General features: G+C 39.9%; 17 protein-coding genes and 1 other annotated feature. Of the genes, 11 read left to right on the top strand and 6 right to left on the bottom strand.

The window, feature by feature from the left end; genetic code table 11:
- Positions 1-110: 110 nt before the first annotated feature.
- Genes ACIQXV_RS13880 through ACIQXV_RS13870 form a run of 3 tightly spaced genes read right to left on the bottom strand, consistent with a single transcriptional unit; the run spans position 111 to position 2,599 of the window.
- The gene (locus ACIQXV_RS13880; protein WP_402959731.1) at positions 111-1,283 is read right to left on the bottom strand and encodes an acetoin utilization protein AcuC; all 1,173 of its coding nucleotides are present in this window, start codon (positions 1,281-1,283) and stop codon (positions 111-113) included.
- On the bottom strand, positions 1,280-1,927 hold the full coding sequence (locus ACIQXV_RS13875; protein ID WP_402959729.1) for an acetoin utilization AcuB family protein: 648 nt from the start codon (positions 1,925-1,927) through the stop codon (positions 1,280-1,282). The genes ACIQXV_RS13880 and ACIQXV_RS13875 overlap by 4 nt, the downstream gene beginning before the upstream one ends.
- 39 nt (positions 1,928-1,966) lie before the next feature.
- A complete protein-coding gene (locus ACIQXV_RS13870) occupies positions 1,967-2,599 on the bottom strand; it encodes a GNAT family N-acetyltransferase (protein WP_402959727.1) in 633 nt (210 codons plus the stop codon).
- A gap of 217 nt (positions 2,600-2,816) precedes the next feature.
- Here ACIQXV_RS13870 and acsA point away from each other — a divergent pair, with 217 nt between their 5' ends.
- Positions 2,817-4,535, top strand: coding sequence for an acetate--CoA ligase (acsA, locus tag ACIQXV_RS13865; protein WP_402959725.1), 1,719 nt, complete (start codon positions 2,817-2,819; stop codon positions 4,533-4,535).
- A 76-nt stretch (positions 4,536-4,611) separates the two neighbouring features.
- Here the strand turns inward: acsA and ACIQXV_RS13860 are convergent, their stop codons facing one another.
- Entirely contained in the window at positions 4,612-7,368 is a 2,757-nt protein-coding gene (locus ACIQXV_RS13860; RefSeq protein WP_402959723.1) for a transglycosylase domain-containing protein, read from the bottom strand.
- A gap of 147 nt (positions 7,369-7,515) precedes the next feature.
- Positions 7,516-7,733 (top strand) — a binding site (T-box leader).
- A 46-nt stretch (positions 7,734-7,779) separates the two neighbouring features.
- On the opposite strand from ACIQXV_RS13860, the gene tyrS reads away from it, so the two are divergent.
- Positions 7,780-9,036 carry a tyrosine--tRNA ligase gene (tyrS, locus tag ACIQXV_RS13855; RefSeq protein WP_402959721.1) on the top strand — a complete coding sequence of 419 codons (1,257 nt, stop codon included), beginning with the start codon at positions 7,780-7,782 and terminating at the stop codon, positions 9,034-9,036.
- 99 nt (positions 9,037-9,135) lie between these two features.
- Here tyrS and rpsD read toward each other — a convergent pair whose 3' ends face one another.
- Positions 9,136-9,738 (bottom strand): 30S ribosomal protein S4, encoded by a 603-nt coding sequence (rpsD, locus tag ACIQXV_RS13850; protein ID WP_402959719.1) that lies wholly within the window; start codon positions 9,736-9,738, stop codon positions 9,136-9,138.
- Between the two features lie 406 nt (positions 9,739-10,144).
- Between rpsD and ACIQXV_RS13845 the strand changes: the two genes are divergently transcribed.
- A complete protein-coding gene (locus ACIQXV_RS13845) occupies positions 10,145-11,548 on the top strand; it encodes a sensor domain-containing diguanylate cyclase (protein WP_402959717.1) in 1,404 nt (467 codons plus the stop codon).
- Positions 11,549-11,672: 124 nt separating this feature from the next.
- On the opposite strand, the gene ACIQXV_RS13840 is transcribed toward ACIQXV_RS13845, so the two are convergent.
- On the bottom strand, positions 11,673-12,155 hold the full coding sequence (locus ACIQXV_RS13840; protein WP_402959715.1) for a GAF domain-containing protein: 483 nt from the start codon (positions 12,153-12,155) through the stop codon (positions 11,673-11,675).
- A gap of 145 nt (positions 12,156-12,300) precedes the next feature.
- On the opposite strand from ACIQXV_RS13840, the gene refZ reads away from it, so the two are divergent.
- The 8 genes from refZ to rarD all read left to right on the top strand — a co-directional run bounded on the left by refZ (position 12,301) and on the right by rarD (position 22,013).
- Positions 12,301-12,933 (top strand): forespore capture DNA-binding protein RefZ, encoded by a 633-nt coding sequence (gene refZ / locus ACIQXV_RS13835; protein WP_402959713.1) that lies wholly within the window; start codon positions 12,301-12,303, stop codon positions 12,931-12,933.
- Between the two features lie 170 nt (positions 12,934-13,103).
- On the top strand, positions 13,104-14,792 hold the full coding sequence (ezrA, locus tag ACIQXV_RS13830; protein ID WP_402959711.1) for a septation ring formation regulator EzrA: 1,689 nt from the start codon (positions 13,104-13,106) through the stop codon (positions 14,790-14,792).
- 98 nt (positions 14,793-14,890) lie between these two features.
- Positions 14,891-16,033, top strand: a complete 1,143-nt coding sequence (locus ACIQXV_RS13825; RefSeq protein ID WP_402959709.1) for a cysteine desulfurase family protein — start codon at positions 14,891-14,893, stop codon at positions 16,031-16,033.
- Positions 16,034-17,239, top strand: coding sequence for a tRNA uracil 4-sulfurtransferase ThiI (gene thiI / locus ACIQXV_RS13820; protein ID WP_402959707.1), 1,206 nt, complete (start codon positions 16,034-16,036; stop codon positions 17,237-17,239).
- Between the two features lie 98 nt (positions 17,240-17,337).
- Positions 17,338-17,541: an alpha/beta-type small acid-soluble spore protein gene (locus ACIQXV_RS13815; RefSeq protein WP_402959705.1), complete on the top strand. Its 204-nt coding sequence runs from the start codon at positions 17,338-17,340 to the stop codon at positions 17,539-17,541.
- Positions 17,542-17,731: 190 nt separating this feature from the next.
- Entirely contained in the window at positions 17,732-19,318 is a 1,587-nt protein-coding gene (mbcS, locus tag ACIQXV_RS13810) for an acyl-CoA synthetase MbcS (protein ID WP_402959703.1), read from the top strand.
- Between the two features lie 74 nt (positions 19,319-19,392).
- A complete protein-coding gene (locus ACIQXV_RS13805) occupies positions 19,393-20,991 on the top strand; it encodes an amidohydrolase (protein WP_402959701.1) in 1,599 nt (532 codons plus the stop codon).
- A gap of 89 nt (positions 20,992-21,080) precedes the next feature.
- Complete coding sequence (gene rarD / locus ACIQXV_RS13800) at positions 21,081-22,013, top strand: EamA family transporter RarD (protein WP_402959699.1); 933 nt, start codon at positions 21,081-21,083, stop codon at positions 22,011-22,013.
- The last annotated feature ends 19 nt before the right edge of the window (positions 22,014-22,032 follow it).

Raw genomic sequence — 22,032 nt, 5'->3', positions numbered from 1 at the left:
CAAAAACGACTAAACCATCGTGCTCCAGTTGAATACCGGATCACGATGGCTGCATAGTCTTTTTTAGAGCTGTCTACTTGACGGGTGTAAGTCCAATACGGCAGCCTTTTTTACATGGATTCACTTTTTTTGTGGTTACGAATGGGATATAGCGCTTTTTCAAGCGTAAGTAAATTCTTTTCGGTTATCTCAGCTTTTCGAGGGATCGGGGTATATAAATCATCAGGGTCGTCCCATTCTTTTGGCAACTCAACAGGCGATTCTTTTTGCCATTGATTAAGCCAGGATTCGGGTAAGCTTCCATAACAATTAGTGTTTTCTGTCATTTCAAGCCAAATAAGCGCCCATGCTCTTGGCACCACTCTCCAGATGTCATACCCGCCGCCGCCAACTGCAATCCATTTTCCATTACAGTATTGATGGGCAATTTCATGTGCAAGCTTTGGTATTTGCCGGTAGATCTTCATTGTTGCTGATAAGTGTGTTAAAGGATCAAAATAATGCGAGTCGGCGCCATTTTGAGTCAGGATAACATCCGGCTTAAAAAACGCAGCGACCTCTTTAATGGAATGTGTGTATGCATGGAGCCATGACTCATCTTCGGTAAAGGCATCGACAGGGATATTAAAGGAATAGCCATAGCCCCGCCCTTGACCTCGCTCATTGATGTTTCCTGTACCAGGGAACAAATACCTGCCGGTCTCATGAATCGACAAAGTACACACATTTGGATCATCATAGAAGGACCATTGAACACCGTCACCGTGATGGGCATCTGTATCCACATATAACACGCGTGCATTGTACTTTTCCTGCAAATATTTAATCGCTACCGAACTATCATTATAAATGCAAAATCCTGATGCCTTACCCCGAAAGCCGTGATGTAATCCCCCGCCAAGATGGAGTGCATGGAGTGTCTTACCTGTCATCACTTGGTCAACAGCCGTTAATGCCCCGCCAACCAATAAAGAACTCGCTTCATGCATATTAGGGAAAATTGGGGTATCTTCTGTACCCAAGCCATAGTTCTCAGCTATTTCCTCTGGCAGTTGTCCATGTCCCGCTTTTTTCACTGCTTCTATGTAGCTTCGATCATGTATAAGGGCTAACTCTTCGTCAGATGCCATTTTTGGGGGGATTACTTGTCCAGGGTCTAGCGCATTCATATTTTTTAATAGGTCTACTGTTAGTTTAAGCCGGAATTGATTAAAAGGATGATGGCTGCTGAATTTATAATTCAGCAGTTCTTCTGAAAAAATAAAGGAGCAGCGATCTCTCATATGGAAATCCCCGGCAGGTTTGGCCATAGAACATGATGACCGGCTTGTTTAAGATCCTGAATAAGTGCAGTCGGGTTCATTGTCTGCACCCTGATGACAAGAATTTTAAAATGATCATCCGTTTTGTCAGGATAAACGAGTACACTTAGAATATTGGCTTTCCGATTTTTTATAACAGTAGTAATGTCGCTAAGTTTACCGGCAAGGTTTGGGACTTTTATTTCAATTTGTGATCCAGGCTGGTGCGCACCAGTTAACTCAACCATTGTTCTGAGCAAATCCGTTTCCGTTACAATTCCTACCAATTTTCGGTCATTTATGATCGGGATACAGCTTATTTTGTGTTCATAGAAAAGTCCTGCGACCTCTTCAACAAAATCGAGAGGATGACCGGTGATAACGTTTTGCTCCATAATCATCTCAAGTGGTTTCTTCAAGTCTTCAGGATGCTCATTCACATGAAAAATAGATGGAGTTGCTTCTCTTATTTTTGCCACAGTTACCAGGCCCACTAAATGCCCTTCCATATTAACGATGGGAATGTGGCGGATTTTTCGTGCCTCCATTACATTCATGGCATCCGCTATTGTATCTGTCGGAAAAAGTGTTGCCACATCTGTTTTCATAATTTCCTCTACTATCATTAGAAAATCACCCTCTATCCCGAAAAATTTCAGGAAAATTTAATACATAAATCGGTTCATAAATCTTAACCGATCAAACCTTTGAATGGACTCCAAATCAACCCTTTTTCCCATCCGAACCATCAGACAGTTGGCAGGGTGGGAGCAAATTTCTGGGTCATCTGTCGCATACCATTCAAGGCTGCCGGCATTCATCATCTTTTCCATGACCTTTCGATAATCCCAGACATTTAATTTGGTTCCTTTTAAATCCCAATGCCAATAATATTCTGTCGTGATCGTAATATAATCTTCCATCGCATCATCCATCATCGAAACAACCAGCAGGTTTTTACCAACAGAACAGCCTCGAAATTGCGGAATCACTTCAATGGCACCCAATTCGATTAAATTATCCATTTTACCTTCTGACCATCGCTCAAGTGGATCGGGATAAAGATAGGTAACATAGCCAACGATTGTGTGCCGATGTCTCGCAATAATAATTCGCCCTTCCGGAAGATCTGCAATGCCTATTAATGCCTGATGCTGTTGTTCAGGCGGACGGAATGCAACAAGGTCGGCATGAAATTCATAACCGGCAAGTTTATCTGATGAAATAGGTCCTTCAATTATTAAGTTTCCATGGGGAGTCTTTAATTGTTTAGCATTGTATGTCTTTTTGTGTTCCATACGGTCACCTACCTGAGAGATCGTTAGTATATTAATTCTATTATACATAAAATCTATCGTGAGAAAGCGATTTCACGAAATTTTCCATTTTCTTTAAAAATTTATTGCTTATTACGTTAATGTTCTACTAAAATATTCTTATATAAATTTTTAAAATTGTGAATAGTTACTATTTGTACTATAATAATCTCATATTAGCCAAGAGGGGGAATTGGAAATGAAAGTGGAAGCGCTGCCAGTTGTGCAAGGGGAGCATAATCTAAGCAATTATGATGAAATGTATAAGCAATTTGACTGGAAGGAAACAGAAAATGAATTCTCTTGGAGTGAAACAGGACTTGTTAATTTGGCCTATGAGGCCATTGACCGTCATGTGAAAACCTTTCGAAAAAATAAGATTGCCTTATACTATCGTGATGGTTCAAGAAATGAGAAATACACGTTTAAGGATATGAAAGAGTTATCTAATAAGGCAGGGAATGTATTAAAGAGTTACGGAGATGTTGAAAAGGGCGATCGTGTATTTATTTTCATGCCGAGATCTCCTGAGCTTTACTTTACTGTTTTAGGTGCGATTAAGCTTGGTGCCATAGTCGGACCATTATTTGAGGCATTCATGGAAGGGGCTGTAAAAGACCGCTTGCAAGACAGCGAAGCCAGGGTCTTAGTCACAACCCCTGAATTGTTGGACCGTGTACCCATTCAAGATTTGCCTGCATTAAAGCATATTTTTCTAGTAGGAAACAATATCGAAGACCAAGGACAGTATATTGACTTTTTAGGGAAATTTGAATCGGCCAGCAAAGACCTAAAAATTGAATGGGTAGATCGGACAGATGGTCTAATCCTGCATTATACCTCCGGCTCTACAGGAAAGCCTAAAGGGGTACTGCATGTACATAATGCCATGATTCAGCATTATCAAACAGCAAAATGGGTATTGGATTTAAAAGAAGATGATGTATACTGGTGTACAGCCGACCCAGGCTGGGTTACAGGAACATCCTATGGAATCTTTGGACCTTGGTTAACGGGAACGTCAAACGTCGTTATTGGCGGCCGCTTTAGCCCTGAATCTTGGTATCAAATGATTGAAGACTTCGGCGTTACGGTTTGGTATAGTGCACCTACCGCATTCCGTATGTTAATGGGTGCAGGGGACGAACTTGTAAAGAAATTCGACCTAAGCAGTCTTCGCCATGTATTAAGTGTTGGGGAGCCGTTAAACCCTGAAGTCGTAAAATGGGGAGCTAAGGTATTTAATAAGCGAATTCATGATAACTGGTGGATGACAGAAACAGGTGCACAGCTTATTAGTAACTATCCATGCATGACAATTAAACCTGGGTCAATGGGTAAACCAATTCCAGGTGTAGAGGCAGCAATTGTAGATAATCAAGGGAATGAACTGCCGCCTTATCGAATGGGGAACCTTGCAATTAAAAAAGGCTGGCCTTCAATGATGCACATGATTTGGAACAATCCTGAGAAATATGAATCCTACTTTATGCCTGGTGACTGGTACGTATCAGGAGATTCAGCCTACATGGATGAAGAGGGTTATTTCTGGTTCCAAGGCAGGGTTGATGATGTCATAATGACATCAGGAGAGCGTGTTGGACCGTTCGAAGTAGAAAGTAAGCTTGTCGAGCATCCAGCAGTAGCGGAAGCAGGTGTTATTGGAAAACCAGACCCTGTTCGCGGGGAAATTATTAAGGCCTTTGTCGCACTTCGCGATGGCTACGAGGCCACTGATGAACTAAAAGAAGAAATCAGGCAGTTTGTCAAAAAAGGTCTTGCCGCCCATGCAGCTCCACGTGAAATTGATTTCCGCGAAAAATTACCAAAAACAAGAAGCGGTAAAATTATGCGACGTGTCTTGAAGGCCTGGGAACTTAATTTACCAACAGGTGACTTGTCAACAATGGAAGATTAAAATTAAAGATAAAAGAAACCGCACCAGTGACATCCCCCTGGTGCGGTTTTATGTTTAAAAGGCGCTTTCGCTTTTCTTATGGTGCTGTTGTTTCTGATGTTTCTGATACTGCTCCAGCCTCGACAACATTGGATGGAGCGGATTCTTTGCCGGCGATATCGACTGCCGTTACATAATAGGCACCGCTGCCAGCTGTAAAGGAAAGATCCGAGCCACTGTTGATGCTGGCAACTTTAGTTCCGCCTTGGTAAACCCGATACCCAACGACATCATTATCTGGAGAGGCGTTCCAAGTTAAGGTAGTACCTGAAACTGATAGGCCGACACCATCAGGTTTTTTACCGTTATCAACCATTTTTGCAGTAGGGACAAGGATTTTTCCCCAACGATCCTTCTGCGGAATCAGCTGACTATAATTTTTGAAACTCTTTCCAACCATTCTCTCAATAAAGTCTGGGTTTAATACCAAACCAAACTGAGCAAACTCCTGTGGTGTGGAATCCAAGGCTAAATATTTTTTATCTCCTATGGTGACAAATTTACCTTCCACCAAACTATCATCCACTTTTGTTGGCACATCATTCACATTAAAGTAATCACTTTCAATTAATCCTGCTTTGGAGCATGCTGAAGATGGCAGCATACCGGAAACAGCGCAATAGGAACGTTTCACAATTCCTTCTGGCATTTCAAAGGATTCTTTTGGAGCGATTAAATCAGGCTTAATGGAGTAGGCTGAATTTATTAGTTCAGTCCAAAGGGTATTGTTACGCTGGCTGTATGACATCCCCTGAGTTTGCAGTGATTTAGGAGTATCGTAACCTGTCCAAACGCCAAAGGTAACATTAGGGTTTGTTGCAACTAACCAAGCATCCGTATATTCATTACCTGTTCCGGTTTTCCCCGCCCAATCCGCTTTAAAATTTAATTTACTATTTATTCCAGCTGCGGTACCCGATTTTATAACATCTCGCATCATATCAAGTGTTAAATAGGCTGATTGCGGTTTGAAAACATCAACAGGTTTTACTTCGTGCTGATAAATTATTTTACCGCTTTTATCAACAATTTTATCAATCATATAAGCATCAATAAATTTACCATTGTTTGCAAAGGTACTAAATGCATTCGTATTTTCTTCAATTGTAACACCCTTCTCCAATGATCCTATTGCAGTTGAAAGGTTTGTAAAGTCAGGTGGTAAAAGTGAAGTAATACCCATTTTTTCTAGATACTTAGCAGGTCGTTGATCAACAATATCTTTATATAATTTTACTGCTGGAACGTTATAAGATTTTGCAAGAGCATATCTTGCTGACACTATACCACTATAGCGATAGTCATAGTTTTGTGGCCATGGTTTGCTTCTTCCAGGAATAAAGTTCAAGGCAACATTCGGAAGCGGTGTGCCTGGTGAAGCCTTACCTAATTCAATTGCTGGACCGTAAACAAGAAGCGGCTTCATTGTGGAAGCGTTTGGCCTGTAGGCACTAGTCGCGTGGTTAAGCTTTTGTTTGTTGAAATCTCTTCCGGCAACGAAGCTGATAATTTTCCCCGTCTTATTTTCAATTAGTTCTGCACCAACTTCGACGGGCTCCATTACTGTAATCATATCACCAGTTTCTGGATCCTTTTTTTCCTGAGCCTTATCCGGTCCGTAATATTTATAATTATCCTTTACTACTTGCATCGCATCGTAAATATCTTTATCGATTGTCGTATGAATCTGATAGCCATCCTGATGCAAATCATGATCTGCTAATATTTTATATTTATAATATAGATTGTCATCTTCATTTAAGTCTTTCTCGGTATAGCCGTCTTTTTTGGCAAGAACAGTCGTAAGAACATCAATTGCCCGTTTTTCAATTTCAAACGTCAGCCATGGGTAGTTTTCAAGCGGATTAGCAACTGGAGGAGTAAAATCCTTAGTAATGTCGTAGGTCGAGGCCTCCGCATATTGCTGTTGGTTTATGTAGCCGCCATCAAACATTCTTTTTAAAACTGTTTTCATTCTTGTTAGACCTGGTTCAAGGTTATTCTTCACAGTACCTTCCCTTGTAAAAGGTGTATAGCCAAACGGACTTTGCGGCAGACCGGCAATAAAAGCTGCCTGTGGCAGTGACAATTCACTGGCATTTTTACCGAAAATTCCTTTTGCGGCTGCTTGTACACCGGCAATATTCTGTCCGGAGGAATTTCTTCCGAATGTGGATACATTCAAATATGCTTCAAGAATTTCCTTCTTGTCGAAAAATTTCTCTAATCGGAGGGCAAGTAAAATTTCATTGGCTTTTCGTTGAAAGGATACTTCATTTGTTAAAATTTGATTTTTGATTAATTGCTGGGTTAGCGTACTTCCGCCTGATTGAACTGCGGAGTTTGTAACTTCTTGAAAGACTGCCCGGAAAACGGCCTTTGGTACGACCCCGTTATGCTTATAAAAATATTCGTCTTCCGTTGCAATAACAGCATTTGTCAAATCTTTTGATACTTGATCAAGCTTTACTTCATCCCGCACGAGGTCTGATCTAAGTCTGCCAAGATAGACATCATTCGCAAAATATAAATCTGAAGTTTCCGTGTAATTATAAATATCCTTTTTCAAACTTTCGTATGAGCGGACAGGTTCATCTTTCACAAGTGAGGCAAAATAACCGGCACCAACACCTGTTGCAAATGAGCCTCCGAGGATGACGACTGTCAGCACAAGGAGAAATAGGTTCCAAACGACTTGATAGGTAATTCGGGCACTTTTTATCGTTTTTTTATGGGTAAACAAATTAAGTATGGACTTTACTTTTTCCATCCACACTTGCATTTTTTCATTCATTCAGAGCATCACCTCATTATAAAATCACATCCATTATAGCATATAGAAGGTATAAAAACTGACAACATTCTACATTTTTCTGAAATTTCCAGATGATGTTTGACATGCGTATGGAAATATGGTAAAAAAAGCTATAGCAATTTATAATGTAAAGCTGTGAAGGGAAACAACTGTAGTTCTTCTATCCCTGTTTGTAGAGAGCCAGCGGTGGTGTGAGCTGGTACATATAGAAGAATGAATTACATCCTCGAGCTTTTTCTGTGAAAGCATTTGTTAGTAGCGGAAAACGGTCAAAACCGTTAATTTTTTGAGTTGGAGGATTTTTCCTCAAGCTGGGTGGTACCGCGTAATTTTACGTCCCTGCATTTTTGCAGGGGCGTTTTTATTTTAAAAAAATGGAGGGAAATGGGAATGGATTTATTACAGGATTTAGCATGGAGAGGGATTATTTACCAGCAATCAGATGAAGAAGGTTTAAAAGAACTGTTAAGTAACCAGAAGATTTCATTATATTGCGGGGCCGATCCAACGGCAGATAGCTTGCATATCGGCCACTTGGTTCCGTTTTTAACGCTGAGAAGATTTCAGCAGCATGGTCACCGGCCGATCGTCTTAGTTGGCGGTGCAACAGGCTTAATTGGTGATCCTAGTGGAAAAAGCGAAGAACGAAACCTTCAAACTTTAGAGAAGGTGCAAGAAAATGTGGCAGGAATCCAAAAACAGCTAGCGGCTATTTTTGAATTTGAAGGTGAAAATGGCGCTACAATGGTGAATAACTATGATTGGGCCGGCTCGATGGATATTGTTTCTTTTTTACGTGATATCGGCAAGCATATCGGGGTTAATTACATGCTTGCAAAAGATACCATTGCATCAAGGCTTGAAACTGGAATCTCTTTTACCGAGTTCACGTACACCATTTTACAGGCAATGGATTTCAACCATTTATATGAACACCATAATTGTAAATTGCAAATTGGCGGCAGTGATCAGTGGGGGAACATTACGTCTGGTTTAGAATTAATTCGAAAAATGCAGCCGGAAGGTTCAAAGGCATTTGCATTAACGATTCCACTTGTGACAAAGGCGGATGGTACCAAATTTGGAAAAACAGAAGGCGGGGCTGTGTGGCTTGATGCTGAGAAAACATCCCCTTATGAGTTCTACCAATTCTGGATTAACACCGCTGATGCCGATGTTATCAAATACGTAAAGTTTTTCACTTTCCTATCACACGAGGAAATTGACCAATTAGCGAGGTCTGTGGAAGAAGAGCCGCACCTTCGCAAAGCCCAAAAGGCATTAGCAGAAGAGATGACGCGTCTCATCCATGGGGAAGAATCCCTACAGCAAGCGATTAAGATTTCCCAAGCTTTATTTAGCGGAGATGTGAAAAATCTGTCAGCTGCTGAAATTAAACAGGGCTTTAAAGATGTACCTTCCTTTGATGCTCAAGATGTGGAGGGGAATCTAGTTGATTTACTTGTTGCGGCAAAAATTTCTCCTTCAAAACGTCAAGCGCGTGAGGACATTACAAATGGAGCCGTAACCGTAAACGGCGAAAAAATAACAGATACGAACTATTCTTTAAATGAAAATGATCGTATTGAAGGTCAATTTACGATAATTAGAAGAGGGAAAAAGAAGTATACGTTAATAAAATATTAATTGAGTTGGGGCTTTGGGAATCCAAAGCCCTTTTTTTGATTTTTGAAGGACACAAATAAAAAAAATCTCGTACCAATTGGTACGAGATTTTTTGAAAAATTAACGTGAGTAGAACTCAACGATGAATGTTTCGTTAATTTCAGCAGCAAGTTCAGAACGCTCTGGTAAGCGAGTGAAAGTACCTTCTAATTTGTCAGCATCGAAAGTTACATAATCAGGAATGAAGTTTGTTACTTCGATTGCTTCTTTAATTACATCAAGGTTGCGTGATTTTTCACGAACGCTGATCGTTTGACCAGGAGCAACGCGGTATGATGGGATATCTACGCGAGAACCATCAACTAAAATGTGTCCGTGGTTAACTAATTGGCGTGCTCCACGACGAGTGCGAGCAAGACCTAAACGGTAAACTAAGTTGTCAAGGCGTGATTCAAGTAGAATCATGAAGTTTTCGCCGTGAACGCCGCTCATTTTGCCAGCCTTAACGAAAAGGTTACGGAATTGACGCTCAGTTACTCCATACATATGACGAAGCTTTTGCTTCTCTTGTAATTGCAATCCGTATTCAGAAAGCTTTTTACGTTGGTTTGGACCATGTTGTCCAGGAGCGTAAGGACGCTTTTCTAATTCTTTACCTGTGCCGCTTAGAGAGATTCCAAGACGACGTGAAATTTTCCAGCTAGAGCCAGTATAACGAGCCATGAATGACTCCTCCTTAGTGTTTTTATTTTGGTAAAATAAAAACCGTTATGAAACATCAATAAAGCCATTTTGTTTTCATGCACCTTCGCCCTAGCAGCTTAGGGTTACAAGATACACCATCAAATAAAAGCACTATGCTTTTATGAGGAACAAAATGAGACGATTAAAGTGTTCACATAGGCTGCAATATTTTACACAAAGAGTATTATATAATTTTTATTCATATTAAGTCAAGGTATTTTAGAAAATCTAAAATTCATCATAAAAACCTTTTGAAAAAAATTAATAAAATATTCAAAAATATATTCCAAAAGTATCCTAATATTAACTATAATTAGGGTACGATGTATATATCTGGAATTAAACAGGTGAAATATTCATGCATTCTCTTAAAGGAGATATAATATTGGATGTTGTAAAATATAAAGAATTATTTCAAATAGCGAAGAAACTTCATTCGTCCCTCGATGTGGATGTCATATTAGGGGAATTATTTGTTACGCTTCAAGAAGTATATCCAAACTTTTCCTATTTCTTACTTCTTTCGATGGATACATATAGTCATAGCGACCTTCCAATTATTGAACTTGAATACGATAGTGAAAATATTGTGGCTATAAAGGCATTTGCATCAGGTAATGTTCAATTTGAAAGTTCTCATTTTGAAAAACATGCTATTCTCTATGCCCCTTTAAAAGGGAAGCAGGGGGTGTATGGAGTATTACAGGTGATCGCACCGGAAACTTCAGAATTTCCCGCTATGGAGGTAGAATTTATTGCTTTGTTCTCAGAGTGTGCGGGCGGAGCATTAGAAAATGCCCAGCTTCATCAACAATCACAAAGGACTATTTCTGATCTGCAATTAATCAACGAAACCTCTCACCAACTAAATTCGAACCGGCCGATGGCTGAAACATTTACATTCATGTCAACAAAAATTAAGACTTCTTTTGAGGCGGAAGAAGTTGGTTTTTTTCTATTTTCACAAGATCAAGCAAAAGCGAAGGCACTCCCTGGGTCTACTTCCTACTTTTTCACAAGGCAGGCTCGCGTCTATATTGACTACATAAAAGGAAAATTACAAAAGGGAAATGAACCGCTATTTATAGGGGATCTAAACCTATCTGAAAAAAATTATGGAACAAGCTTTCATTCCATTATGGCGGTACCTGTGGTAGTCAGCAAAAAATTAAAAGGTTTTTGTATCATTATGCATCGTAGTCCTTATTTCTTCTCTTTTGATTCATTCAAGCTTCTACAGTCACTAGTCCATCATTCATCGTTAGCATTAACCAACTCCATATTGAGAGAAGAATTAAAAATATTGGTTACCACTGACCATCTGACAAAGCTCCATTCACGAAAGTTTTTGGATGATAAAATTCAGCGTTCCATGAAGAAGGATGAGGAAGGAACCTTTATTCTAATTGATATTGATAATTTTAAAGAAATTAATGATACGCATGGACATCAAATTGGGGATGAAGTGCTGATCCAGGTAGCAAATCTAATAAGAGGAAATATTCGCGAAAATGATGTTGGCGCCCGCTGGGGTGGTGAAGAACTGGCTATTTATCTCCCAAAGGTTCCATTAGATACAGGAGTCGCCATAGCCAAACGGTTAGTAAAAAAGGTATCAGAATGCTCTGAGCCACATATTACGGTGTCATGTGGTGTTTCCTATTGGAATAAAGAGAAGCATGATTCCTATCAATATGTATTTAAAAGGGCCGATGAAGCCTTATATATAGCTAAAGAGACTGGAAAGAACAAAGTTGTCATCCAAGGTGATAATATAAGGGCAAGTTAGGCACTCATATAACTGGGTGCCTTAACGATATAACCTCAAATATCATAATCTATAAATTACGGAAGATTTAGAGCAGGCATTTCAAAATGTCTAAAGAAAACTCGCTCATTTGAGCGAGTTTTCTTCAGATATGTTTCATTAAAATGTCAACAAATTCTTCCAGTTTTTGCTGGTCTAATTCATCAAAGCGATTTGTTTCCGGAGAATCAATGTCTAATACACCAATTAATTGCTCCCCTTTGATGAGTGGTATAACAATTTCAGATTGGGAGGCAGCATCACAAGCGATATGACCTGGAAATTGATTTACGTCTTGGACGCGTTCGGTCTCCTTTTTCAAGGCAGCAGTACCGCATACTCCTTTTCCAAGAGGAATCCGGACACAGGCAGGTAACCCCTGGAATGGTCCGAGCACGAGTTCTCCATTAGTATCCAGCAAATAAAACCCAACCCAGTTTACACGGTCTAGAAATTGGTTTAATATCGCGGTGGCATTACTAAGATTAGCTATTTGGTTTGGCTCATCGTGAAGGAGTGCAGACAGCTGCTTTTTAACGAGCTCATAATTTTCTTCACGACTCCCGGTGTACATTTCGACGTTAAACAAGTCATTTCCCCTCTTTCTATATACTTTTATTATTTATTTTATCAAAATTAGAAGAAAAAGAGCAGACTTTGTCGATATTTTAATAAAGGAATCAATTGTGACATACAGAATCATTATATAAGGGGATCCTGAAGGGGGAAAATGAATGAAGCCAAATGCAAAAGATGCAATTGTGAAGGCAGCTATTTCGTTGTTTAATTCAAATGGGTATTCGGGAACGTCTATTAGGGATATTGCCAGTTTAGCAAAAGTAAATACAGCAGCCATTGCCTACCATTTTCATAATAAACCAGGACTCTTAGAATATTGCTTTATGCATTTTTTTGAACAGTACATGAGTAAGATTGAGGAAGCATTTGCATCCATTGATCGAGGGGCAAAGGAGTGCTTAAAGCGGATCGTAGCTGATTTACTCCATTATCAAAGTGAAAATATTCACCTTACCAGTTTTATCTATCGGGAAATGTCGATGGATTCGCAAATAGTGCGGGAAATCATGTCAACGTATTCACTTAAAGAAAAATACTATTTCCAAAATATTTTTGAAAGAGGCTTTGAATGGAATGAATTTCGTCCACATTCAATTCCATATTTAATCATACAACTTAAAAGCTTATTGATGATGCCGTATATGAATACCCAATATATGAGAGAGGTCTTGTATATCTTTCCAAATGAGCCGTTTTTTGAGCAAAAATATTTAAAAGATATTAATTTATGGATCGATAAAACTTTATGTTCGGACTTGCCGGTAAAAAAGGGGGCAGCACTAAAATAGCGAGAATCGCTATTTTTTTTTTTATTTTACAAAAAAATTGAAAATAATAGTCAAAAATTGTCGGTTACATGGTATCATAAAAGCATTGAATGGAACAGGAAGAGTTTTATTAATATAGATTGCGTGCGGAATGAATAGAATCAATGTTGTTTGAAATAGGGGGCTTACTTGTGAAATATTTCATTGGATTGTTCATCCTTTTACTAGCCTTATTTGTATTGGGATATTTAATAAAGAAAAAACATTTTAAAGAAATGGATCGATTAGAGGCGTGGAAAATCGATTTATTGGATCGACCAATACTGGATGAAATGTCAAAGGTAAAGCAGTTAAATATGACAGGCCAAACGGAAGAGCTTTTCGAAGGTTGGCGGAATCAATGGGATGATGTGGTAACAGTAAAGCTTCCTAATTTAGAAGAAATGCTGTTTGATGCGGAGGAATACATAGATCGGTATCGATTTAAAAAAGCCAAAGAGGTTCAACAAGCGATTGATACGAAATTGCAAGAAACCGAGAAACAGATCAAAAAAATATTGGAAGAGTTACATGAACTTGTCGGCAGTGAAGAAAAAAACAGGGTAGAAATTGAGGAGTTAAAAGACCTATACAGAGAAGCGAAAAAAATGCTCCTTGCCCACCGCCATAGCTTTGGGAATGCAGAAAAATATTTAGAAGTAAAGCTTAATGATGCGGCGCAAAAATTTCAGGAATTTGATGAAAAAACGGACCTCGGAAATTATCTTGAAGCTCGTGAAGTTGTTTTACTGATTCAAAGTCAGCTTGAAACCATTAAAAACCAAATGGATTTGATTCCCCAGTTTATCATTGAATGTCAATCACTACTTCCAAACCAGCTTTCCGATTGTTTAGAAGGACATAGGGAAATGGCTGAGCAGGAATATTATTTAGATCATATAAATGTCGAAAAGGAAATTAAACGCCTGGAAGAAAAGCTGTCTGAAAACCTTGCTTTAATTGAAGCAACGGAGATTGACAAAGCTGAAGAAGGCATTATAGAAGTTAAGGATCGAATCGATATTCTCTTTGATCATTTGGAGAAAGAAGTTCATGCTAAGCATTATGTGCAAAAGAATGAAAAAGCAGCATATGAACTCCTGGCTTCTGCTCAAAAAGATAATAAAAATCTGTCCAATGAGGTACTGCAGGTCCAGCAAAGCTATCAATTATCGGATAGTGACTTTGAAACACAAAGGAGTCTTGAAACAGAACTTTCAACAGTTTATAAGCACTATGAGATTTTTGTTGAAAAATTAAAGTTGAACGGAACAGCACAAACGGTGCTTAGTGAAGAATTAAGTGATATAAAAGATCAACTGGATATCATCCGTGAAGGGCAGCAAGCATTTGCTCTTAAACTCCAAGCACTCAGAAAAGATGAACTAGAAGCAAGAGAAACGATCATGGAGCTGACGAAAAAGGTTGGCGAGACTGTACGTCTAGTGACGAAAAATAATGTCCCAGGTGTGCCGGCAGACTATCATTATTTATTCCAAGATACAAACGAGAGCATTCAAAATGTTCGTTTCCAGCTGGAAGAAAAGCCACTAAATATTTCCGCCCTTAATCAGTACCTGGAAATTTCCGTTTTAACAGTTGAAAAACTCATTAATACCACATATGAATTGATCGAGAATGTGACGCTGGCAGAAAGAGCCATCCAGTACGGCAATCGATATCGAAGTCATTATCCATCAGTTGCCAAGGGATTAATGGATGCAGAAATGGCATTCAGACAATATGAGTATCAAGAGGCATTAGAGCAGGTTGCGGCATCACTTGAAGGTATCGACCCGGAAGCTTTGAAAAAAATAAAAGCGGCAATTGAAACTGAATAAGTGAGAAAACCGATTCAACCGTTTTTGGTCGAATCGGTTTTTCTTTTTAAATTAATTATACTTATGATAGTATTTATCTTTGTACGGAGGAGATTAGAATGATTTATTTTGATAATAGTGCAACGACTAAACCATATAAAGAAGTGTTAGATTCTTATGTAACGGTTTCGAGCGAATATTTTGGCAATCCTTCCTCATTGCATAGTATGGGGGGACAGGCTGAGAAGCTCTTATCACAGGCGAGGGAACAGGTAGCAAAACTTTTAATGGTGAAACCGACTGAGATTTATTTTACCTCTGGCGGTACAGAAAGCAACAATATCGCGATAAAAGGTGCAGCATTATTGAATCAAAATAAAGGTCGCCACTTGATTACCACAAGTGTGGAGCACGCCTCTGTCAGAGCTGCAATGGAGCAGCTTGAGCAGGAAGGCTTCGACATCACCTATCTGCCTGTTGACGAAAACGGGAGAGTACGTGTGGAGGATGTCGAAAAAGCGATCCGAAAAGATACTATTTTCATTTCAGTCATGCAGGTAAACAATGAAGTGGGTACCGTGCAGCCGATTAAAGAAATTGGCGAAATGGTAAAAAAGTATCCAAAGATATTATTTCATACTGATACAGTTCAGGGCATTGGAAAAGTGCCCCTGTCATTACAAAAAAGCAATGTGGACCTTTGCTCGCTTTCTGCCCATAAGTTCCACGGGTTAAAAGGGACAGGTGCCCTGTTTATTCGTGAAGGGGCAAGACTTGCACCGCTATTTTCAGGCGGTAATCAAGAACGGAAGATGCGCAGCGGTACTGAAAATGTAGCCGGGGCTGTTGCAATGGCCAAAGCTTTGCGAATGACAGTGGTGAAAAGTGAAACTGGTATAGCAAGAATGAAGAAAATCCAGAGCATGCTAAGAACGGGGTTGAATGAAATAGAGGGTATCAAGATCCATACACCTATCGAACATTCAGCACCGCATATCGTTAACTTTTCCCTTTCTGGAATGAAGTCGGAAGTGGTGATCCATGCCTTGGAGCAAGAGGGGGTCTTTGTTTCGACGACTAGTGCTTGTTCTTCCAAAAAGAAATCTCCAAGTAAAACGCTGCTTGCCATGGGCGTTCCTGAAAGTTTAGCCGAAAGTGCCATTCGGATAAGCCTGTCATTTGAAAATACCGAAGAAGAAGCAAAAACAGCAATTATAAAAATAAAGAAAACGGCAAACCAATTACGAAAGGTTATGGATTAAATGAAATATGATCGTATACTAATACGCTATGGTGAAATCTCAACAAAGGGCCGAAATCGCAATAAATTTATCGATAAGCTAAGAAAGAGTGTTAGACTTGCCCTGGCTCCATTCCCAAATATTAAAGTGGAATCAAGTCGGGACCGGATGTATGTGTTATTAAATGGTGAAGATGGAATAGATATCATTGAAAAGCTAAAGAATATATTTGGGATTCAATCCTTCAGTCCGGCTATAAAGGTGGATAGAAATGTGGAGGCGTTAAAACAGGCCTCGTTTGAATTGGTTAACTCTCTTTTCAAGGAAGGTCAAACCTTCAAAATTACGCCAAAACGATCTGATAAAACATTTGAATTGAATACGGAAGGAATCAATCACACAATTGGCGGTCATTTACTGGAAAATATTCCAGGTCTCAAAGTGGATGTGAGAACTCCTGATATTAATTTACGGATTGAGGTTAGAAAAGAAGCCATCTATCTTTCCTGCGAAACGATACAAGGTGCCGGGGGGCTTCCTGTCGGTTCAAGCGGTAAAGCGATGCTCATGCTATCCGGCGGTATTGACAGCCCTGTGGCAGGCTATTTAGCCATGAAGCGGGGATTAGAAATTGAAGCCGTGCATTTTTTTAGTCCGCCATTCACAAGCGAACGGTCAAAGGAGAAGGTAATCGATTTATCTAAAAAGCTGGCTGAGATTTACGGTTCGATCAAATTGCATATTGTGCCTTTTACCGATATTCAACAGACGATCCGTGAACAAATTCCGGAAAACTATTCGATGACCACGACAAGAAGAATGATGCTGCGAATTACGGATGAAATTAGAAAAAGGCAGGAGGGTCTTGCCATCGTTAACGGTGAAAGCCTTGGGCAGGTAGCCAGCCAGACGTTAGAAAGCATGTTTGCCATTAATGAAGTGACGAATACGCCGATTTTACGTCCTTTGATTACGATGGATAAAACGGATATAATCAAACTCGCGCAGGAAATTGATACACTGGAAATTTCCAACAGACCGTTTGAAGACTGCTGTACGATTTTTGTTCCGTCCTCTCCAAAAACAAAGCCCAAAAGGGAAAAAGTGCAGCATTATGAAAGCTATTTTGATTTTGAACCAATGATACAAAGAGCGGTTCAAGAGGTTGAGACGATTGTCGTTAAACCTGTGGACGAACAGCCATCTAATTTTGATTCATTATTTTAAAAGCATAATTTGAATTTTTTGTGAACAATTACCAATTGGATTATAGAATGAAGCTTGTTGGTTCTACACATTCTATACTCACAAGGAGGTGATATCACATGGCAAACAACAATTCAAATCAATTATTAGTTCCTGGTGTTGAACAAGCTCTTTCCCAAATGAAATATGAAATTGCTTCTGAATTTGGTGTACAGCTTGGTGCTGACACTACTTCACGTGCTAACGGTTCTGTTGGTGGTGAAATCACAAAGCGTCTAGTTCAAATGGCTGAGTCTCAATTAGGCGGCGGATTTTCTCGTTAATCAAAAATAAATACGATGGCTACAGAGAGTGCGGAGGGCTTCCTCCCACTCTCTTTTTGTTTTCACTTTTAGATTTTAGGTATATAATTAGTACTAGGTACTAGGAGTAAATGAAAATTTATTAATATTTCCAAATTTTTATTCTCTTTGTATAATAATAGTATAAGAAAATTATTTTAGGGGGAGAGTTATGAAACGCGAAGACTTAATTGCACCTGAACAGTATAATCTTGTTTCTGAAATGGAGCGCTATGCTAAAGATCCGCAAAGAATTGCCTTAAAGTGGGAAAATGAATTAGGTGAAACAAAGGAAGTTACATATAAGCAATTAATGAAGCAGGTAAACCAAGCTGGGAACGTTTTTATCCAGAATGGTTTAACGAAAGGCGATGTCGTTCTCGTAATCGTACCTCGTCTGATTGAAGCATATGTTGTTTATCTGGCCGCATTAAAGGCAGGAATGGTGGTCATTCCTAGTTCAGAAATGCTACGGGAAAAAGATTTGCAGTATCGTATTTCGCATGGTGATGTAAAGGCCGTTATCAGTTATTATCCTTACGTCGATCAATTTGAACATATTACCGAAACACAACCAATTGTTAAGTTTACACTTGGAGCAGAGGAAGAAGGCTGGATTCATTTGGATGCCGCAATGGAAAAATCCAGCGATGAATTCACAATTGCCGACACCTTACGAAATGATATGGCCTTTTTATCCTATACATCTGGAACAACTGGAAATCCAAAAGGCGTTGTCCACACACATGGCTGGGCCTTTGCCCATTTAAAAACTGCAGCAGCCAAATGGCTTTGTATTGAAGAAGGCGATACCGTTTGGGCAACAGCCGGCCCCGGCTGGCAAAAGTGGATTTGGAGTCCATTCCTATCCGTTCTTGGCTCAGGCGGCACTGGCCTCGTGTACAACGGAAAATTTGAACCGAAAAAATATTTAAGCCTGCTGCAAAAATATGATGTCAACGTCCTTTGCTGCACACCGACAGAATATCGCTTAATGGCAAAGGTGGACAATTTAGCAGAATATCAATTACCAAACCTTCATAGTGCTGTTTCTGCAGGTGAACCATTGAATCGTGAGGTTATTGATACCTTTAGAAAATATTTTACGATCGATGTCCGTGATGGCTATGGGCAGACAGAGAATACCTTGCTTGTTGGGGTAACAAAAGGGATGGAACTGAAGCCGGGATCAATGGGCAAGCCGACACCTGGAAACCGGGTAGAAATTATTAATGACGAAGGCCAGGTTTGTGCCGTTGGCGAAGTTGGCGATATTGCCGTCCATGTCGAAACACCTGCCTTATTTAAAAACTATTATAAAGATCCGGAAAGAACCGCCATGCAATTCCGCGGCGATTACTATGTGACAGGTGATAGGGCGAAAATGGATGAAGAAGGCTATTTCTGGTTCGAAGGCCGCAGTGATGATATTATTATCAGCTCAGGCTACACGATTGGGCCGTTTGAAGTAGAGGATGCGCTGGTGAAACATCCATATGTCAAAGAGTGTGCCGTTGTCGCCAGCCCTGACGAAATTCGCGGCTTTATTGTCAAAGCATTTGTCGTTTTACAAGACGATGTCGACCCTGGGAATCCGGAGTTAACGAAAAGCTTGCAGGAGCATGTAAAAACACTTACAGCTCCATATAAATACCCAAGGAAAATTGAGTATTTGACCGATCTGCCGAAAACAACCTCAGGGAAAATTCGCCGGATTGAGCTCCGTCAAAAAGAAATGGAATCGCAAAAACAAGTTTAATTTTTGAAAAAGAAGAGCAGGCGGTGTTGTTTAACCGTCTGCTTGTTTACTTTAAAGCGGAAGGGGACATGAACATGGGAAAGTTATGGTATGGGGGAATCATTTATACGCTTGAAAACGAAGGAACAACGGTAGAAGCTATTTTTACAGAAGGAGACCGAATCGTTCAAACAGGTGATAAAAAGCAATTGGAAGAAGGTTTTAACGAAAGGATCACGGAACGGGTCGACCTGAAAGGCGGCACGATGTTTCCCGGGTTTGTGGATAGTCATATCCATTTAATTGGCCACGGGGAAAAATTAATCCGACTTGACCTATCAAAGATGAAGTCGAAAGAAGAAGTTTTAGCGGCAGTAAAAGATTATTCAAGGGATTGCACTAAAGGTGAATGGATCATTGGCGAGGGCTGGAATGAGAACCTTTGGAGCCGGCCAGAAATGATCCATCACAGGGAATTGGACGAAATCAACACTGAAAACCCCATCATGTTAAAGCGGATTTGCCGCCATGCCATGATCGTGAACACAAAGGCATTGGAACTAGCAGGTATATTTAAAGATACAGACAGTCCGCCGGGGGGAGTTATCGAAAAAGATTTGGAGGCAGGTTTAACCGGTCTTCTAAAAGATACGGCCCAAGACTTTATACAGGCTGCCGTTCCTATAGTTTCAGAAGAATATTTACAAAAAGCGATGCGGGCATCGATTAAAGATTTATATCAGCTAGGGGTTACCGGTGTTCATACCGAGGATTTACATTATTACGGGGGATTCTATCGCACATACAAGACGTTTAAAAAGGTAATCGAAGAGGAGGGATATAAATTCCGTACCCATTTACTTGTGCATCACGAGGTTATTGATAACATGGTGAACGAAGGTGCGGGTTTCTTAACCGGTAACGAGTGGATTGAGTTTGGTGCAATGAAGATTTTTGCAGATGGTGCTCTCGGTGGGAGGACGGCACTCTTAAGCCATCCCTATCATGATGCACCGGAGACAAATGGAGTAGCCATATTTAGTCAAGAGGAATTGAATGGCTTAGTAGCTAAAGCACGTTCTCACAACCTTCCTGTTGCCGTTCATGCAATTGGGGATTTAGCCTTTGAATATGTATTAAACGCGATTGAAGCCCATCCACTTGCTGGTTCCGGGAGAGACCGGCTGATTCATGCGCAAATTTTGCGTCAAGACCTGATTGATAGAGCAAAGAAACTCCCAGTCATCCTCGATATCCAGCCCGTATTTCTTGCTTCTGATTTTCCATGGGTCATTGACCGAGTAGGCAGCAGCAAAATGGACTATTGCTATGCCTGGAAAACGCTCATAAATGAAGGCCTTCATTGTGCCGGCGGCTCTGATGCACCGATTGAATTGCCCAATCCATTATTCGGCATCCACGCTGCGGTCACCAGGATGGATCGAAATGATCCAAAAGGAATTGTTTATGGAAGAGAACAGGCACTAAGTGTATATGATGCCGTCTGTTTATATACAAAAGGCAGTGCCTATGCCGCTTGTCATGAGCACGACCGCGGAATGATAAGAAATGGATTTTTGGCTGACTTCACCGTCTTCGATCGTGATATTTTTAGAATTCCTTTTACCGAAATACCAGATGTTCCAGTAAAGATGACCATTATTGGCGGGGAGATTGTGTTTGGAAAGGAATAATTGCAGGTAAAAAATCCCCCTATTTTTGTAGTTTCACGTTATAATGAAGATATTTCGAAACTTGAAAGAATAGGGGCTCGAGGAGACATATGAAAAAGACAGACACAAAGACGGGAGCCATTTATGCTGGTGTTTCCTATTTTATTTGGGGACTGCTGCCGATTTATTGGAAATTTTTAGATCAAGTAAATGCAATGGAGATCCTTGCAAACCGCATTTTTTGGTCGTTTATTTTTATGCTGATCATTCTTTTCTTTACGAAAAAGTGGGGATTATTTGTCCGTACCCTTAAAGGATTTGCCCAAAATAAAAAACAAATGTACGCGCTGGCGCTTGCCTCGATAATCATTAGCGGGAATTGGTTTATTTATATTTGGGCAGTTAATAGCGGCCATATGATTGAAGCTAGTCTTGGTTATTATATCAATCCGCTTATCAGTATTTTATTGGGAATGATTGTCCTGAAGGAAAAATTAACAATCTACCAATACGGATCCTTCATTCTGGCAGCTGTTGGGGTATTAATCATGACAATTTCCCATGGTACATTTCCGTGGATTGCGATTTCCCTGGCTCTAACCTTTGGTTCATATGGGTTGGCTAAAAAGCTGATTAATGTGGATTCTGCCGTTGGTTTGACATTAGAAACGCTTGTCGTTTCACCAATCGCGGCCATCTATATGATTTTCTTATTTGTACATGGTTCGAATTCCTTTTTAACCATGAGCGTTGGAACTGATTTGCTATTAATGGGTGCGGGTGTCGCAACAGCGGTGCCACTGCTTTATTTTGCAAAAGGAGCGCAAAAAATTCCGCTCTCGCTCCTCGGCTTCCTGCAATATATTGCACCAACCTTAACATTAATTTTAGGTGTTTTTGTCTATCAAGAGCATTTTACAAAATCACAACTTTTAGCCTTTTTGTTTATTTGGTCGGCCCTAACGATTTATTCGCTTTCCAAAACAAAGCTATTGTCTGAAAAAGGTTTAAAATGGCGCAAAGAAAAGCGCGCAACCCTATAATAATAAAACCTTATCCGCA

Source organism: Neobacillus sp. NPDC097160 (assembly GCF_044762155.1).
Lineage (GTDB): Bacteria > Bacillota > Bacilli > Bacillales > Cytobacillaceae > Neobacillus.
The sequence above is the reverse complement of the archived record's forward strand: the minus strand, read 5'-3'. Positions and strand labels throughout refer to the sequence as shown.

Coding starts and splice junctions, on each gene's coding strand:
- ACIQXV_RS13815 (WP_402959705.1), top strand. CDS start 17,338: ATGGCAAACAACAATTCAAATCAATTATTAGTTCCTGGTGTTGAACAA.
- tyrS (WP_402959721.1), top strand. CDS start 7,780: ATGGATTTATTACAGGATTTAGCATGGAGAGGGATTATTTACCAGCAA.
- acsA (WP_402959725.1), top strand. CDS start 2,817: ATGAAAGTGGAAGCGCTGCCAGTTGTGCAAGGGGAGCATAATCTAAGC.
- rarD (WP_402959699.1), top strand. CDS start 21,081: ATGAAAAAGACAGACACAAAGACGGGAGCCATTTATGCTGGTGTTTCC.
- ACIQXV_RS13805 (WP_402959701.1), top strand. CDS start 19,393: ATGGGAAAGTTATGGTATGGGGGAATCATTTATACGCTTGAAAACGAA.
- rpsD (WP_402959719.1), bottom strand. CDS start 9,738: ATGGCTCGTTATACTGGCTCTAGCTGGAAAATTTCACGTCGTCTTGGA.
- ACIQXV_RS13870 (WP_402959727.1), bottom strand. CDS start 2,599: ATGGAACACAAAAAGACATACAATGCTAAACAATTAAAGACTCCCCAT.
- ACIQXV_RS13825 (WP_402959709.1), top strand. CDS start 14,891: ATGATTTATTTTGATAATAGTGCAACGACTAAACCATATAAAGAAGTG.
- ACIQXV_RS13860 (WP_402959723.1), bottom strand. CDS start 7,368: ATGAATGAAAAAATGCAAGTGTGGATGGAAAAAGTAAAGTCCATACTT.
- refZ (WP_402959713.1), top strand. CDS start 12,301: ATGAAGCCAAATGCAAAAGATGCAATTGTGAAGGCAGCTATTTCGTTG.
- mbcS (WP_402959703.1), top strand. CDS start 17,732: ATGAAACGCGAAGACTTAATTGCACCTGAACAGTATAATCTTGTTTCT.
- thiI (WP_402959707.1), top strand. CDS start 16,034: ATGAAATATGATCGTATACTAATACGCTATGGTGAAATCTCAACAAAG.
- ACIQXV_RS13875 (WP_402959729.1), bottom strand. CDS start 1,927: ATGATAGTAGAGGAAATTATGAAAACAGATGTGGCAACACTTTTTCCG.
- ACIQXV_RS13880 (WP_402959731.1), bottom strand. CDS start 1,283: ATGAGAGATCGCTGCTCCTTTATTTTTTCAGAAGAACTGCTGAATTAT.